The 14,687-nt window shown below is 53.1% G+C and carries 13 protein-coding genes; 10 read left to right on the top strand and 3 right to left on the bottom strand.

Translation table 11 applies throughout. From position 1 onward, the window contains the following. Positions 1-574: 574 nt before the first annotated feature. On the bottom strand, positions 575-1,501 hold the full coding sequence (locus tag MYS68_RS14185) for an IS110 family RNA-guided transposase (RefSeq protein WP_248925012.1): 927 nt from the start codon (positions 1,499-1,501) through the stop codon (positions 575-577). A 335-nt stretch (positions 1,502-1,836) separates the two neighbouring features. On the opposite strand from MYS68_RS14185, the gene MYS68_RS14180 reads away from it, so the two are divergent. Beyond that, complete coding sequence (locus MYS68_RS14180) at positions 1,837-2,685, top strand: AraC family transcriptional regulator (protein ID WP_248926469.1); 849 nt, start codon at positions 1,837-1,839, stop codon at positions 2,683-2,685. A gap of 165 nt (positions 2,686-2,850) precedes the next feature. Further along, entirely contained in the window at positions 2,851-4,014 is a 1,164-nt protein-coding gene (locus tag MYS68_RS14175) for a Gfo/Idh/MocA family protein (protein WP_248926468.1), read from the top strand. Between the two features lie 698 nt (positions 4,015-4,712). Here MYS68_RS14175 and MYS68_RS14170 read toward each other — a convergent pair. After that, positions 4,713-5,237, bottom strand: coding sequence for a thermonuclease family protein (locus MYS68_RS14170; protein WP_248926467.1), 525 nt, complete (start codon positions 5,235-5,237; stop codon positions 4,713-4,715). Between the two features lie 130 nt (positions 5,238-5,367). Between MYS68_RS14170 and MYS68_RS14165 the strand changes: the two genes are divergently transcribed. From MYS68_RS14165 to MYS68_RS14155, 3 genes are all read left to right on the top strand, one after another. Next, positions 5,368-7,068: a DNA repair helicase XPB gene (locus tag MYS68_RS14165; protein ID WP_248926466.1), complete on the top strand. Its 1,701-nt coding sequence runs from the start codon at positions 5,368-5,370 to the stop codon at positions 7,066-7,068. Continuing rightward, positions 7,065-9,086 (top strand): helicase-associated domain-containing protein, encoded by a 2,022-nt coding sequence (locus tag MYS68_RS14160; protein ID WP_248926465.1) that lies wholly within the window; start codon positions 7,065-7,067, stop codon positions 9,084-9,086. Before MYS68_RS14165 ends, MYS68_RS14160 begins: the two co-directional genes overlap by 4 nt. 74 nt (positions 9,087-9,160) lie before the next feature. Further along, entirely contained in the window at positions 9,161-9,604 is a 444-nt protein-coding gene (locus MYS68_RS14155) for a YlbF/YmcA family competence regulator (RefSeq protein ID WP_248930909.1), read from the top strand. Between the two features lie 27 nt (positions 9,605-9,631). On the opposite strand, the gene MYS68_RS14150 is transcribed toward MYS68_RS14155, so the two are convergent. Next, entirely contained in the window at positions 9,632-10,648 is a 1,017-nt protein-coding gene (locus tag MYS68_RS14150; RefSeq protein WP_248926464.1) for an asparaginase, read from the bottom strand. Between the two features lie 59 nt (positions 10,649-10,707). On the opposite strand from MYS68_RS14150, the gene MYS68_RS14145 reads away from it, so the two are divergent. The 5 genes from MYS68_RS14145 to galU all read left to right on the top strand — a co-directional run bounded on the left by MYS68_RS14145 (position 10,708) and on the right by galU (position 14,647). Continuing rightward, entirely contained in the window at positions 10,708-10,974 is a 267-nt protein-coding gene (locus MYS68_RS14145; RefSeq protein ID WP_248926463.1) for a YlbG family protein, read from the top strand. Positions 10,975-11,198: 224 nt separating this feature from the next. Then, complete coding sequence (locus tag MYS68_RS14140; RefSeq protein WP_248930908.1) at positions 11,199-11,636, top strand: hypothetical protein; 438 nt, start codon at positions 11,199-11,201, stop codon at positions 11,634-11,636. A 106-nt stretch (positions 11,637-11,742) separates the two neighbouring features. Then, positions 11,743-12,654, top strand: a complete 912-nt coding sequence (locus tag MYS68_RS14135; protein ID WP_248926462.1) for a selenium metabolism-associated LysR family transcriptional regulator — start codon at positions 11,743-11,745, stop codon at positions 12,652-12,654. A 140-nt stretch (positions 12,655-12,794) separates the two neighbouring features. Beyond that, positions 12,795-13,649: a PHP domain-containing protein gene (locus MYS68_RS14130; RefSeq protein WP_248926461.1), complete on the top strand. Its 855-nt coding sequence runs from the start codon at positions 12,795-12,797 to the stop codon at positions 13,647-13,649. 119 nt (positions 13,650-13,768) lie between these two features. Next, positions 13,769-14,647, top strand: a complete 879-nt coding sequence (galU, locus tag MYS68_RS14125; RefSeq protein ID WP_248926460.1) for a UTP--glucose-1-phosphate uridylyltransferase GalU — start codon at positions 13,769-13,771, stop codon at positions 14,645-14,647. Positions 14,648-14,687 lie beyond the last annotated feature (40 nt).

Genomic DNA, 14,687 nt, shown 5'->3' with positions numbered 1-14,687 from the left:
AAAGCCTACTCCCCGACAAACGCGAATTAGAAGCGAGCAGTCACTCCCTGCGGGCGGGTCCAGGGTGGCCGAGCGCCTTGAGGGCTTTGCGGAGCAAAGCCAGCTTCGGAAGCCTGGGGTCCCCCCGGTGGGGGGATTTGATGGGAAAATAACGTTTAGCTCGAGGTCACTTCGAAGAGAAAATGGATTGAAATGAGGTCAAAAGCCGAAAAAAGGCAATAGGATGCCCGGTCCCCATAATGAATATTTTTTAAAAGAGCCTAACTGGTTGAGGGAAGTTCGTCTACTTTTTGTATCGAGTAACCTAATTTTTGTAGCCTACGAATCATTAGCTCTTCCTTGGAAATGCTTCGTCGTTTCTCTAAATAGTCCGCACCAAGTTCTTTGTACGGTTCGTTCTTCAATAGGATGTGGTACGCAATGACTAGAATCTTATGGGCGATCGCAATGACAGCCTTGTTTTTCCCGCGCCGACTTGTAATGGACCAGAACTTTGCACCTAAGTAGGATTTCGTGTTGCTGGCGGCCCAGGCTGCTTCTGTGAGAGCAGACTTAAGAATTTTATCGCCTTTGGTTATGGTAGTACTTTTTTTTTACCGGCACTCTCATTATTGCCCGGACTAAGCCCTGCCCAAGAAGATAGGTGCATCTCCGTGGGAAATACAGACATATCCGTTCCCAGTTCAGCCAAGATGATCTTGGCGGTATGCTCGCCAACACCAGGAATACTATCCAATAGCTCTAATTGCCGCTGATACGGTGCGAAGTATACTTCCATGTCGGCCTCTAACTCAGCGATGGATTGTTCGAGAAATTCGAGATGTTTGAGCGATCTAGCGATCATGGAACGATGGTGTTTGGTGACGCGACCATTGAGAGCAGAAACGAGTTGCGGAATCTTGGAGCGCAGAGAGGCTTTGGCAAGATCGGCGATTTGCGCGGGTTCAATAACTTCGCCATTCACAAGAGCTTGAAGCATGAGACGGCCGGAAACGCCAAAAACATCGCTCATAAAGGTGGAGAGCTTAATGTTAGCCATCTCGAGAACCTTCAAGATGCGGTTTCTTTCGGCGGTAGCGTGCCCAACGAGTTTTTTGCGGTATCTCGTCAAATCTCGCAATTCGCGGATTTCCACAGGAGGCACAAAGCTGCCGCGGATTAAATCGCACCGATGAAGTTCTGCGATCCATTGGGCATCTTTCATATCGGTTTTACGGCCTTTGATGGCTTTAATATGGGCAGCGTTGGCCAGAGTGATGGTGCAAGAAGCTTCAAGTACATTGTAAACAGGTTGCCAGAAGATGCCGGTGCTTTCCATGGCGATCTCTGTGCATCCTTCTTCAGTGAGCCAGTCGGCTAGTTCGAGCAGGCCGGAGAGTACCGTAGAAAACTCCCGAATCACTTTCGTCGGCTTTTGATGAAGAGGGCCTTTTAACAAGCAAACAACAACGTTGGCCTGATGAACATCGAGGCCGGCGCAGCAAGTACGAATCGCATCCAAATAGATCATCCTTTCTACACAGGCTACCAACACCCTCCCAGACCGAAATTTGATGGGTGTGCTCGTGGCGACAAAGATTTGTTCTCAGGGTGTGGTAAGTCAGTTTAGGGGGCGAGGTCGTACACTCAAAATCCCGGCGACTTACCTGCACTGTGTAGTAAAAAGAATTCACGGTTTAAACAGAGTTTAAACCGTGAACCGCTCGAACATTTTCATATCTTATTGTGACGCTCTGTCATCTTGTTTAGGGGGGCGCCGTATGGGGGATGACTTCACATCAAAATTCCTATATGATGATATGTAGAATGCCCGGTAAATTTAAAGGAGATGGATTCATGGAACTCGCAACGCTTCCGACCAATCCGTTTCATATGTCGTACAGCAACCGCAAACCGATTCAAGGCGTATTTCATTCTCATAACGTTTATGAGATTTATTATTTTCATGGCGGCAGATGCAACTATTTGATCGGTGATAAAATTTACGTTCTTTCACCGGGCGACTTGATCATCATGAACGGCATGACGCTGCATTGCGCGAATGTCGACACGGAAACCGAATATCACCGATCGATCATTCATTTTGATCCGGCTTACGTGCAGCCGTTTTTGGAAATGTCCCACACCGTAAACATTTTAAAACCTTTTCAGGATTTGCGGAATTACCGCATTCAGCTGAGGGGTGAAGATAAAACGGAGCTGGAAGAGATACTTGCGCGAATGGACCGGTGGAATCCGCCGAAGGAGACGATCGAATTTAATCGTTTTCGGCTCGCTTTCATCGATTTGCTTTATTTCATCTATCAATACTGCCAAAAGCCTTTGGAAGAACGGCCGGAATTTCCGTCCGACAAAGAAAAACACGTGCAAAATATCATTTCTTTTGTCGAAAGCCACTATAATGAAGATTTGCACATGGAGCAACTCGAGCGGCATATGCACTTAAGCAAATATTATTTGTCGAAAATTTTCAAGGATGTAACAGGCGTAACGATTTTCGATTACCTGTATCAGCTGCGGATCAACCAAGCGAAAATCTTGTTTTTAATGAACAAGGAGATGTCCGTAACGGAGGCGTGTTACCAGGTCGGATTCAAGCATTTGGCCCACTTCAGCCGTATGTTCAAAGCTCAGGTTGGGTGTACGCCCGAGCAGTTTCGCAAACAAATGAAAAAACAACAATGATAGTCAAATACGCGGACCGATTGGTTAATGAAAATAAAGAGCCGCGGTAATCGCTGTGATAAGATTAGATTGTCTTGAACACGTGTGCATCATATAATGGATTAGGAAGCGTTTTCTAAGGGACAAATTTGTTAGAATCCAGCTTTAGGGAGGATGGTACAAAACATGAGCCAGGTAAGAATCGGTATTATCGGTATCGGCAACATGGGCAAAGGCCATACGAAGTATTTGATGAACAATGAAGTTAAAGGCGGCGTGTTGACGGCGATTTGCGACACAGACGCTTCCCGTTTGGAGTGGGTTAAGGAAAATTACGGCGATCAAATTCAGCTTTTCGATAATCTGGAAAAGTTTTGGGCGTCGCGCGCGTTTGATGCCGTTCTTATCGCAACTCCGCACTACGATCATCCTCCGCTTGCGATCGAAGGTTTCCAGCATGGCTATCATGTGCTTGTGGAAAAACCGGCCGGGGTTTACACGAAGCAGGTGCGCGAAATGAACGAAGCGGCCGCCAAGTCGGATAAAGTGTTCGGCATCATGTATAACCAGCGCACAAATCCGCTGTATCAGAAGCTGCGCGATCTGATTTCCTCCGGCGAGCTCGGGGAAATTCGCCGCACGAACTGGATCATTACGAACTGGTATCGCTCGCAAAGCTACTACGATTCCGGCGGCTGGCGCGCAACGTGGGCTGGAGAAGGCGGCGGCGTGCTGATCAACCAGGACCCGCATCAGCTCGACTTGTGGCAGTGGACGACCGGTCTTATGCCGAAGCGTGTCCGGGCGTTCTGCCATTTCGGCAAATGGCGCAACATCGAGGTGGAAGACGACGTGACCGCTTATGTCGAATACGAAAACGGCGCCACGGGCGTGTTCATCACGACAACCGGCGAAGCTCCGGGAACGAACCGCTTCGAGGTGTCGGGAGACCGCGGCAAAATTACGATCGAAGAAGGCCAAATGACGTTTTACCGTCTGCGCGTGCCGGAATCCGAGTTCAACGCGACTTACAAAGGCGGCTTCGGATCTCCGGAATGCTGGAAATGTGAAATTCCGATTGCCAAATCGGAAGGGTCCCAGCATCTCGGCATTACGCAAAACTTCGTCGACGCGATCCTGAAAGGCGCCAAGCTGCTCGCTCCGGGAGAAGAAGGCATCAAGGGGCTGACGATCTCCAACGCAATTCATCTGTCCACATGGATTGACAACTGGGTCGACCTGCCGATCAACGAAGACCTGTACTACGAAAAGCTGCAGGAGCGCATCAAAAATTCGACCTTCCAAAAAGAAGTGAAAAAAGTAGACATGGATGTCGCAGGTACTCACTAAACGATTCAAAAAAGCCTTGGTTCCCAAAGGGATCCAAGGCTTTTGACCGTATTAGGGAAATTGTCGATAGGAGAACCGACCACCCGTCGTATGCGTGTCGGGCACAAATTCGGCGTCAGCCGAAACTTGCCGGACAAACGCGGGCAAGAGGCACGTACCGACTCCTGCATCCGCTCAAAAGTACAGCGTGTCAGGCAGAGGATGTTTATCCGAAAGGTAAAAAAATCCTTGTCAGATATACACCATTCGGGCAGTCCAGGGCCAGTTAACGCATTCCGCACGGATCGTGAGCCCAAACCTGACATACCTAACGACATAGGAACTTTTATCTCGCTATTCGCTAAATAATAGCGGAACTTACGTTCGCTATTTTCGGATAAATGGGCACATTGAAAAAATAGAGGAACTGAGATGCGCTAAATCGGTGAAAAATGACTTGAGTAGTGGGGAAACAGATAAATAGAGCATCTGAGTTCCGCTAATTCTCGAAAATATCCAAAATTGACACACTTAGCGAACCACAGGTCCGCTATGGCCCGGCTTGACCTGACAACATTGTGCCCGAGCGCCTTAAGGGCTTTGCGGAGCAAAGCCGGCTACGGAAGTCCGGAGTCCCCCTCCGTTGGTGGGATTGCCGACGCTCGTATGTTTCATCCCCCCATTGGGACGCTTTATCATCCTGTTAAGGGGCAATGATTCTACGGTGTAGCCCCCCAAAGCCCTTTTTTGCCGCTTCGCGCCTCGCGCTCGAGCTTGACGAATTTGTCCTGAAACATCACGTTCGGCGGAACGGACATCGTATTCGCGTAGCCTTCCCTGACCAGCACTTCGTTAAACATCGTCGTTTCTCCTTGGAGGAACACGTAACGCAGCAATCTGCCGTATTTATCCGTATCGCCCGTATCCTTGAACATATAGACGGTTTTGCCGGTCAACTGCTTCTTGGTGAAGTCACTCGCTTCTTTGCCGAATTTTTCGACAGGGCTGTTCGGCTTTACCGTTTCCGGTGTGTTCACTCCGATCAACCTCACCTTTTCCCCGTTTTTGGTCTCAAACGTATCACCGTCCACCACTCGCTTGACTTCCGCAGTCGTATACTTGTGGTTTTTTAACTCGGGGTAAACCTTAAGTATTTCCGAGACGAAAGCGTCTCCCGCCGCGCCCGAACCGGCCGAACAACCGACGAGCCATAACAGCGCCAAGCAAAAAATCCATTTTTTCATGCCAAATCCTCCATGCGCTTATCATTCCTTTACCATTGTAGGATCCGCCCGCCTTGAAGTAAAGAAGATGTTTAAAGATGCGCCGTTCCTTTCATACTAGTAAATAACTGTTATTGTGGAGGATGCGATCATGTCTTACAACCCGGAGAAGCCGCTGATTGTGCAGAGCGATTTTTCGATATTGCTGGAAACGCGGCATCCCAAGTTTGATGAAACCCGCGGCATGCTGGCCCGGTTCGCCGATCTGGTCAAGTCGCCGGAGCATTTGCACACGTACCGGATGTCATCGATCTCGCTGTGGAATGCCGCGGCGTCGGGGATGATCTGCGAAGAAATTCTCGAATTTCTCGATGCGAACGCGAAGTTCGGTGTGCCCGCCCACATCCGGGAAGAGATCCGGCGATTTGTCGACCGTTACGGAGTGGTGCGCATGGAAAGCGTCGGCGAAGATTTGGTGCTCGTATCCGACGATCTAGACGTCATCAAGGAGATGGTTCGCTACAAATCGTTAAAATCTTACGGATTGTGCCAGGTGGACGACAAAACGCTGCGGTTCTCACCCGTTTATCGGGGTATTCTCAAGCAGGAGCTGATCAAGCTCGGGCTTCCGGTGGAGGATGTGGCCGGATACCATCCGGGCGAGCAGCTGCCGATCAACCTGAAGGAGGAGACCGATGCTGGCAAGCCTTTCCGGCTTCGAGATTACCAACGTTCGGCGGTCGAATCGTTTTACAAGGAAGGCAGCTATCACGGGGGCAGCGGCGTGCTTGTATTGCCCTGCGGCGCAGGGAAAACGGTTATCGGCATAGCCGCGATGGGCAAGCTGAACTGTGCGACGCTCATTTTGACAACCAATATGACAAGCGTACGGCAGTGGAAAAAAGAGATTTTGGAAAAAACCGACGTCACGGAGGATATGGTCGGGGAATACTGCGGCGACAAGCGGGAGGTCCGGCCGATCACGATCGCCACGTATCAAATTTTGACGTATCGCAAATCTTCGGATGACGAATTTGTTCATATGGATCTGTTCCGCAAAAGGGATTGGGGGCTTATCGTATACGACGAGGTGCATTTGCTTCCCGCCCCCGTATTTCGCGTTACCGCAGGCATTCAGGCGACACGCCGGCTCGGGCTCACGGCGACGCTCGTCCGCGAAGACGGGCGCGAGGAGGATGTCTTTTCACTCGTCGGGCCCAAACGTTACGAAATGCCGTGGAAGGAGCTGGAGACGAAAGGCTGGATCGCGGCGGTCGAATGCGTGGAAATCCGCGTGCCGATGGATGAAACGCTGCGCAAAGCTTATGTCCATGCCGAGGCAAAACAGAAGATGCGCATCGCCTCGGAAAACCCGGCCAAGTTGGAGATCGTGAAAAAGCTGCTGAACAAGCATCCGCAGGAGCAAACGATCATCATCGGCCAATATTTGGATCAGCTTAAGCTCATTTCGGCCGAGATCGGCGCTCCGCTCATTTGCGGTGAAATCCCGCATGAGGAGCGGGAGCAGCTGTACGCCCGCTACCGCAGCGGAGAACTGCAAACCTTGGTCGTATCCAAGGTCGCGAATTTTGCCGTCGACCTGCCGGACGCGAGCCTGGCCATCCAGGTATCGGGCAGCTACGGTTCGCGCCAGGAGGAGGCGCAGCGGCTCGGCAGAATATTGCGGCCGAAGGCCGATCGCAATGAAGCTTTCTTCTATACGGTCGTTTCCGGCGATACGAAGGAGGAGCAGTTTGCAATGAACCGGCAGCTGTTCCTGGTCGAGCAGGGGTACAAGTACCGGGTGGAAAAGGTCGAATTGAACCTTGGGAAGGAGGAGCTTTCGGTATGAATGCAAGCGACATGCTGGAGCAGATGCCCGATTCGCTGCGCCGCGCCATAGAGGCGAACGAAGCGCTGTCCGTATGGCTGAAGCGGGGCCATACGCTGGAGGAAATATATACGTCGCCCGACTTGCTGGAGGCCGTCTATCACGCGATGTCACGATTCGAACGGCGGGTGCTGGAAGCCATCGTCAAACGAATCGGCAGCGACCCTTTCACTTGGAGCGAGCTGGAAAAATGCTGCGCTCCCGCGCTGACCGGAGCGCAGGCGAAGGTCGGTTTTGTGCTGCTGCTGCGCAAAGGGCTCGTAGCCGGCATGCTCAAATCATGGGGGGAGCACGTCTACGCGCTGCCGGAAGATACGATGGGGTTATGTCAGCAGCTGCTGCTCGGCCCGTCCGAATCATCAGGCGGTGCGCTCGCGCAGGCGGCCGCTCCGCGTCCGGGGATCGGCCATGCGCTCTTTTCGCTGCTCGTTTATATAGCCAAACACGAAGTGACATTAACTCAAAAAGGTATGATCCATAAGAAGCATCTGCAAAAGCTCGGCGAGCGGCTTCGATTGTCGGATGACGGATTGGGCGAGGCCGGTTTTGCTTATACGTTTGCGGACCAGTATGCCCCGTCGCTCGCTCTCGTACTGGACGCCGCTCTGCGTTTCGGATTGATAGAAGCTGTGGATGGCCGTTACAGCCTATGCCCGGATCAGGTCAAGAGGTGGATCGGCTTATCCGCGGCTGAGCAAAACGGGCGGCTTTACCGGTGGTGGAAACCGGTAACGTCGAGGGGGACCGTGTTGTTCAGCCATTTTATTTTTGCCTTGGAGCAAAAAAAGGAACGGGAGAAGCTGTCGCTGGATGAAATCAAACGGTGGATGGTGCATCGCGATATTGAAAAAGATGAAGGCAAGGTGGCGGACGCCTGGAATGAATGGATGCGCGTTTGGGTCCGCCCGTGTGTCAGCTTAGGCTTTCTCGAAGTAACGGATGAGGGCGAAGTATATTGGCCGACTAAGCCGATAGCGGGTGATGACAAACATCCGGGGAGCGTCGGTCGCTATGGTTTGCCGGAGTTTTCCGATACCGGTAAGCCGTCCGCTCATAATCCGACGCTGTACGTGCAGCCCGATTTCGAAATCGTCGCCCCGCCGGCGGAAACATATGCGGTACGTTGGGAGCTCGAATGCATCGGGGAGCTGCAGACGGACGACCATGCCGCGGTGTATAAACTAACGAAAGAAAGCATCATTTACGCCCTGGAACAAGGGCGGACGGCTCGGGACATCATCGAATTTTTAACTGCCGAAGCGATGTATGGCGTACCCGATAACGTTCGCCTCGCGCTCGAAGAGTGGGGAAGCGAATACGGCAAGGTGCGGCTGGAGCAGGTCACTTTGCTGCGCTGCCGGGACGAGGCGACGGCCGGCGAACTGGAAACGCATCCGCATTCGGCGCGTTTTGTGCTGGAGAAAATTTCTCCTCGTGATTTTCTGGTATCGGCGGACAATCCGGACGGGCTGCACAAATGGCTGAAGGATGCAGGTTACTTGCCGGCCAAGACGGTGAAAGGACCGGGGCAGCCCGAGCGCCGCGAGGAAGCGGCGAACGAGGGAAGCGGCCGATCCGACGCCCCCCGGGACAGCCGCGGCCGTCAAGGCTTGCTGCTGCACAGCGATCCGGCCGCATATTTCAAGCCGGCCCCCCAGCTTCCGGACATCCGCGATTTGTACCCGAGCTTCCAGGACATTCCGGTCATGTGGTGGAAAGATTACCGCTCGTATCATCCGACGACCAGAAAGGAGCTCGTCCAGAAAGCGATAGAGTGGAAAACGGCGCTGCAGCTGCGAAGGGAAAACGGCGACACGCTGCTGATCCCGCGCCATATCCAGGAAACGAGAGGCACGTGGTTGTTGTACGGGACCGTCGGCGGCGACGGAAGCGATGCGCCGGAAGGCCGGGAGCTGACGCTTGCACCAGAGCAGTGGGACGAGATGAAACTGATCGTCCCTGGCATAAATGATAAATAATAATACGCCATCGCCCGGAAGAATGTGATATAGTAGAAGAGTAACACTTGTAAAGGAAGGGCGGTGTGCTTACCGTGGCAGTGATGGAAGCAGCCACTTTGGACATGTCTGCCGTATTGCTGCAGGCCTACGAAGTGGCGGATATGATCAATCGTTCCGCCGAAGTTGCGGATTATTTATACTGGAAGCAAAAGGTCGAAAGCGATCCGGAAGTGCAATCTCTGGTCAAGCTGTTCGCCAAAAAGAAAGAGCTGTTCGAAGAAACGCAGCGGTTCGGGCATTACCACCCGAATTACCACGAGGCGCTGGAACAGGTAAAAGCCGTCCAGGATGAGCTTGACCGCATTGAGGCGGTAAACCGTTTCAAGCAAGCGGAGGAAGCTTTGGACGATCTGCTTTATACGATATCCGGCATGATCGCCGGTTCCGTATCCGATTCGATCAAGGTGCCGAGCAACAAGCTGATCACCGGCGGCGGCTGCAGCAGCGGAGGAAGCTGCAGCGGCAATTGCGGTTAATTGCCGGCCGCCGGCGGTCGCCGGGCATTACTCCTGCCGGTGAAGCTGAAACACCGGCAGCAGCCCGCCGACCTGCATCCCTTGCCAATTTGTGTTGGCCGGGGTACGAAACGATTGTAAGCGTTTTTGTTCCGCTTCGTCCAACAGACCGAGTTGAAAGAGCGTTTCCACGACGGTCGGGTACAGCGCCCGTTCGGCTCCGTCTTCGATTTTGACAGCCACACCGATGCCAAGGTCCGGGACGGTCAGCGCGAAGACGCCTTCGGCCCCCATCTTGCCGACGATGCGGCCGCGAGTCGCTTCGATCAGCTGCGTATCGAAGCGGCCGGTTCCGGCAATATAGCGTGGGTACGCGCGAATCGCAGCCACAATCGCGGCAGCCGCCTCGGCCCTTGTCGGGCCAAGGCTATCAGGCCGGCCGAGCCGCGCGAACGCATAAGCAAGACGCCATAGCGGCATGCCGAATACGGGAACGCCGCAGCCGTCGATGCCGACGGCGAGCTCTTCGGAAGAGAGGCCGCACATATCGGCCACTGTCTCGCGCATGCGCCGCTGGACGGGGTGCTCGGGCCGGATATAACCGGCGACCGAGTCCCCGCGGCAGGCGGCCAACGCAAGCATTCCGGCATGCTTGCCGGAGCAGTTGTTGTGCAGCGCCGTCGGCTTCTCGCCGCGCAGCCGCATCGCTTCGGCCGTGGGGCGGTGCCACGGCTCATGAACCCCGCAGCTCAGGCTGTCCGGGGTGAGCCCCGATTTGGCCAAGATCGAGCGGGCCGCTTCCGTATGATCCGGCTCGCCGCTGTGCGACGCGCACATCAGGGCGATTTCCGGCTGCGTCATGCCGGTCCGGGCCGCCGCTCCCGATTCGACAACAGGAATCGACTGCAGCGGTTTGGCTGTCGAACGGGCGAAAGTAAGGTGGGTATATTGGCCCAGATGAGCCAGCAGCCGGCCTTGCCAGTCGACAACGGCGATATGCCCGTTGTGTTTGCTCTCCACGACGGGACCTCTCAAAACATGGACGACAGCGTTCGAAACGTTCAATGACGATCCCTCCGCACATATAAGTTTCTAGAATTAATTTCTCGAAGGAAGGTAAGACGATGTTGACACAACGGTCCGGGTTTATCGTATGGGTAAACGATTTGAAAGCGGCTGCCAAACAACTGGAACGGTTCGGCAGCATTCATTATATATCCAAAAAGCTGCATTACGTGGTTATGTATACGTACGCGGATCGCGTGGAAGAAACGATGAAGCAGGTTTCCCGCCTTCATTTTGTTAAAAAGGTAGAACGCTCATACCGCAATGAAATCAAAACCGAATACAACAGTAATATGCCTGACAAAACCCGTTTCTACTCACTATAAAGGTTGATCCGTACAGAGGCAAGCTCCATCTTCGGATGGGGCCTTTTTTTTGCTGCTTTAATTTCGAAATATTTGCTAAATTCGGAATTTTGCGTTTACAGACTCAATATATTGAATTATAAAGAATTTTTAATTTGGAAAAGCTGCAGAAATCAAGTAGAATTGAACGTGATTACATACGTGGGCATTTTGGCCTAATTTTATCTCGAGAGGAGAATGAGATGATGAGAGACAAGATCATGAACAGATGGAGCAACTACGAGCCGTTTCACGTTTCTCTTGGAGATAAAAAAATCGCCGACATCGTCATCACGAACCATGCCCGCCAGCGCTGGGCCGACCGCGTGGAAACCGCCAAAACCGGCTTCGAGGACATCTGCGAATTTCTTTGGAGCAAGCTGAAAACAGGTCATATCCGGCCTTACTATAGAAACGAAAAAGACGTTTACCTGATCGACGAAGACCTGGTTATGGTCGCCGAATTTTCCGTGCTGGAGAAGGAAACCGACATTGCCGGCAATCCGCTTCACAAAATGATTGTTGTCACTTTTTTGGGAAGAATGTCGGAAACGATCGAGCTTCGCGATTTGAAATCGTATTACTCCTGGCTTCGCCACTCCAGGCGAATGACGCTGATCAAGAACAGCCGCAAACGAAGATAATGCATTGTATGATGGAACGTCCAGCCGGGTTCGGCGGACGTTCTTTTTTTGTCATACAAGCCGCGCGGATGGTATAATCAGGAGAAAGAAAGGCGGTTGACGCCATATGGCACTCAATTTTCACCAGCTGCATATTTTTTACACGGTTGCGGAAAAAGGCAGCTTTTCCCATGCGGCACAAGCGCTGCATATGACTCAGCCCGCCGTGACGATGCAGGTGCAGTCGCTGGAAGATTATTTCGGTACGAAACTGTTTCACCGCTCCACGAAAAAAATCGAGCTGTCGGAAGCCGGACGTACGCTTCTGCCTTATGCCAAGCGCAGCATCGAGCTGATGAAAGAAACCGATATGAGCATGTCGCGTTTTACCCATATGCTGGAAGGGCGCCTTCACCTGGGGGCGAGTCTGACGATCGGGGAGTATATACTTCCGCGGCTGCTCGGTCCGTTCAGCAAGGAATATCCGAATATTTCGGTGAGCATGAAGGTGATCAACACGACGCAAATTTTGGATGAGGTGCTTAATCATCAGCTCAACTTCGGACTCGTCGAAGCGGAGGTGCGTCATCCGGATGTCCATACCGAAGCGCTGCTCAGCGACGAGCTTGCGCTTATCGTGCCTAAGCAGCATCCGCTTGCGGAAAAAGAAATCGTCACGCTCGAAGAAATGCTTGAGTATCCCTTTGTCCTTCGGGAAAAAGGCTCCGGAACGCGCAAAGTGATGGAAGAGGAGCTGAAAAAGGCGGGTATCGATGCGTCGGATATGAAGATCGTGATGGAGCTCGGCAGCACCGGAGCGGTCAAATCGGCCGTCGAAGCGGGACTCGGGCTGTCCGTCATTTCGCAGTCTTCGGTGAAGCATGAAGTGACGCTTGGGGTCATCCAAATCAAAAAGGTGGAAAACGTCAGATTCGCCCGCAGCTTTTATGCGATTTATCTCAATTCCACGCTGCTGCCGATATCGGCGGTCACCTTCATGTCGTTTCTGCGTGAGCGCGAGCTCAGCCAGTGGCTGTAGCCGCGTATTTTTATATTGGCAATAACAAATATTTCGCTCATGCTAAACAACCCGCAACTTTTTTTACAGATCCGGAGCATTCCGTTAACACCGGTTTAACGGTTATGTTTTACACTTTCCTAAGAAAGAAGGCCACCTGCATGACGAATCATTCTGAAGGTTTCGCCGATTTGCACTCGCACACGACCGCTTCGGACGGCACCGTGCCGCCGCGGGAGAACGTGCGGATGGCCCGGGAAGCCGGGCTTGCCGCAATCGCGATCACCGACCACGATACGGTGGCGGGCGTCGACGAAGCGATGCGCGAAGGAGAGAGGCTTGGCGTCATCGTCGTTCCCGGCGTCGAAATCAGCACCTTTGCCGCCGGCCAGGACATTCACGTTCTCGGTCTCTTTATCGACCACACCGATCCGAAGCTGCTTGCCCGTCTCGCCGAGCTGCGAAGCGTGCGTGAGAACCGCAACGAAATGCTGCTGCGGCGTCTGGCGGAGCTCGGGCTGCCCGTGACGATGGAAGAAATCGAGGCTGGGCGCGGGCTCTCGGACAAAGACGGCGAAACGATCGGCAGGCCTCACATCGCAGCCGTCATGGTCGCTAAAGGGTATGTTCGCACGATCAGTGAAGCATTCGAAAAATATTTGGGGAAAGGCGGGACTGCCTATGTCAATCCGCCGCGCATTCATCCGCGGACGGCGGTAGAGTGGATATTGGAGGCCGGGGGAACGCCGGTTTTGGCGCACCCGGGCTTATATGATGCCGATGAGCTTATTCCGGAGCTAGCCCGCGGCGGCCTGAAAGGGCTTGAAGTTTACCACAGCGACCATATCCCCGAGCAGGAAGCTCACTATGCCGAATTGGCGAAGCAGCTGCAGCTCATCGCCACGGCCGGTTCGGATTTCCATGGCGAGCGCAGCGGTGAAATGTTCCACGCACCGATCGGCGCCCGGAAAATTTCCGCCCAAGTGCTGGAAAAGTTACGAAGAAAAAGCTTCTGAGGCGAAGCATTTTCTATTTAGGATACATTGTGCCTATGCGTAGCTTTCTTGCAAAAAAGCAGATTTCCAACGCCTTCGGGTTTACACATTCCGATTCCAAAGCAAAGGGGAAAACATCCGTGAAAATAACTAAAGCCATTATTCCTGCCGCCGGCCTCGGCACCCGCTTTCTTCCGGCCACGAAAGCTCAGCCCAAGGAAATGCTGCCGATCGTCGATAAGCCGGCCATTCAATATATCGTGGAGGAAGCGATCGCTTCCGGCATCGAAGATATCATGATTGTGACGGGACGCAACAAGCGGGCGATCGAAGATCATTTTGACAAATCGGTCGAGCTCGAGGCGAATTTGGAGGAAAAAGGGAATGAAGAGCTTCTGCGCATCGTGCAGGAAGTATCCAATTTGGCCGATGTCCATTACATTCGGCAAAAGCAGCCGCTCGGCCTCGGCCATGCGGTGCTGACAGCCCGCAAATTCATCGGTGACGAGCCTTTTGCCGTTCTGCTCGGCGACGATATTATGGTGTCGGACCCGCCTGCATTGAAGCGAATGATCGATATTCACGAGGCTACGGGCACGTCCGTCATCGCTGTCCAGGAGGTGCCGTGGGACGAGGTGCACAAATACGGTATCGTTTCGCCGGCAGTACGTAAGGAACCGTATCCGTACATTCAGGATCTGATCGAAAAGCCGGACCGTGCCGCCGCACCGTCCAACCTGGCCGTCATCGGGCGGTACGTCATCACTCCGGACATCTTCGATATTTTGGAAAAATGCGCGCCCGGACGGGGCGGGGAAATCCAGCTTACCGACGCGCTCCGCATTTTGAACGGCAGGCAGCAGATGGTTGCTTATATGCTCGAGGGCAAGCGTTACGACGTAGGGGATAAACTCGGTTTTATCGAGGCGACGATCGAATTTGCGTTGGAGCGCCCGGAGCTGCAAAATGACCTGAAACTGTATTTGCAGGAGCTTGTCAAACGATGGCCGTCTGAGTAAAAAAAAACGCTTTCGTCAAATGGGCGCTGCGGCGCCGGGA

The sequence above is a fragment of the Paenibacillus hamazuiensis genome (assembly GCF_023276405.1).
Taxonomy (GTDB): Bacteria; Bacillota; Bacilli; order Paenibacillales; family NBRC-103111; genus Paenibacillus_AF; species Paenibacillus_AF hamazuiensis.
Note: the sequence above shows the minus strand (reverse complement) of the source record. Positions and strands in the feature narration are given on the sequence as shown.

What these genes read in the sequence shown, in the direction of transcription:
- MYS68_RS14180 (WP_248926469.1), top strand. Translation starts at nt 1,837, where the DNA reads ATGGAACTCGCAACGCTTCCGACCAATCCGTTTCATATGTCGTACAGC.
- MYS68_RS14175 (WP_248926468.1), top strand. Translation starts at nt 2,851, where the DNA reads ATGAGCCAGGTAAGAATCGGTATTATCGGTATCGGCAACATGGGCAAA.
- MYS68_RS14170 (WP_248926467.1), bottom strand. Translation starts at nt 5,237, where the DNA reads ATGAAAAAATGGATTTTTTGCTTGGCGCTGTTATGGCTCGTCGGTTGT.
- MYS68_RS14165 (WP_248926466.1), top strand. Translation starts at nt 5,368, where the DNA reads ATGTCTTACAACCCGGAGAAGCCGCTGATTGTGCAGAGCGATTTTTCG.
- MYS68_RS14160 (WP_248926465.1), top strand. Translation starts at nt 7,065, where the DNA reads ATGAATGCAAGCGACATGCTGGAGCAGATGCCCGATTCGCTGCGCCGC.
- MYS68_RS14145 (WP_248926463.1), top strand. Translation starts at nt 10,708, where the DNA reads ATGTTGACACAACGGTCCGGGTTTATCGTATGGGTAAACGATTTGAAA.
- MYS68_RS14140 (WP_248930908.1), top strand. Translation starts at nt 11,199, where the DNA reads ATGAGAGACAAGATCATGAACAGATGGAGCAACTACGAGCCGTTTCAC.
- MYS68_RS14135 (WP_248926462.1), top strand. Translation starts at nt 11,743, where the DNA reads ATGGCACTCAATTTTCACCAGCTGCATATTTTTTACACGGTTGCGGAA.
- MYS68_RS14130 (WP_248926461.1), top strand. Translation starts at nt 12,795, where the DNA reads ATGACGAATCATTCTGAAGGTTTCGCCGATTTGCACTCGCACACGACC.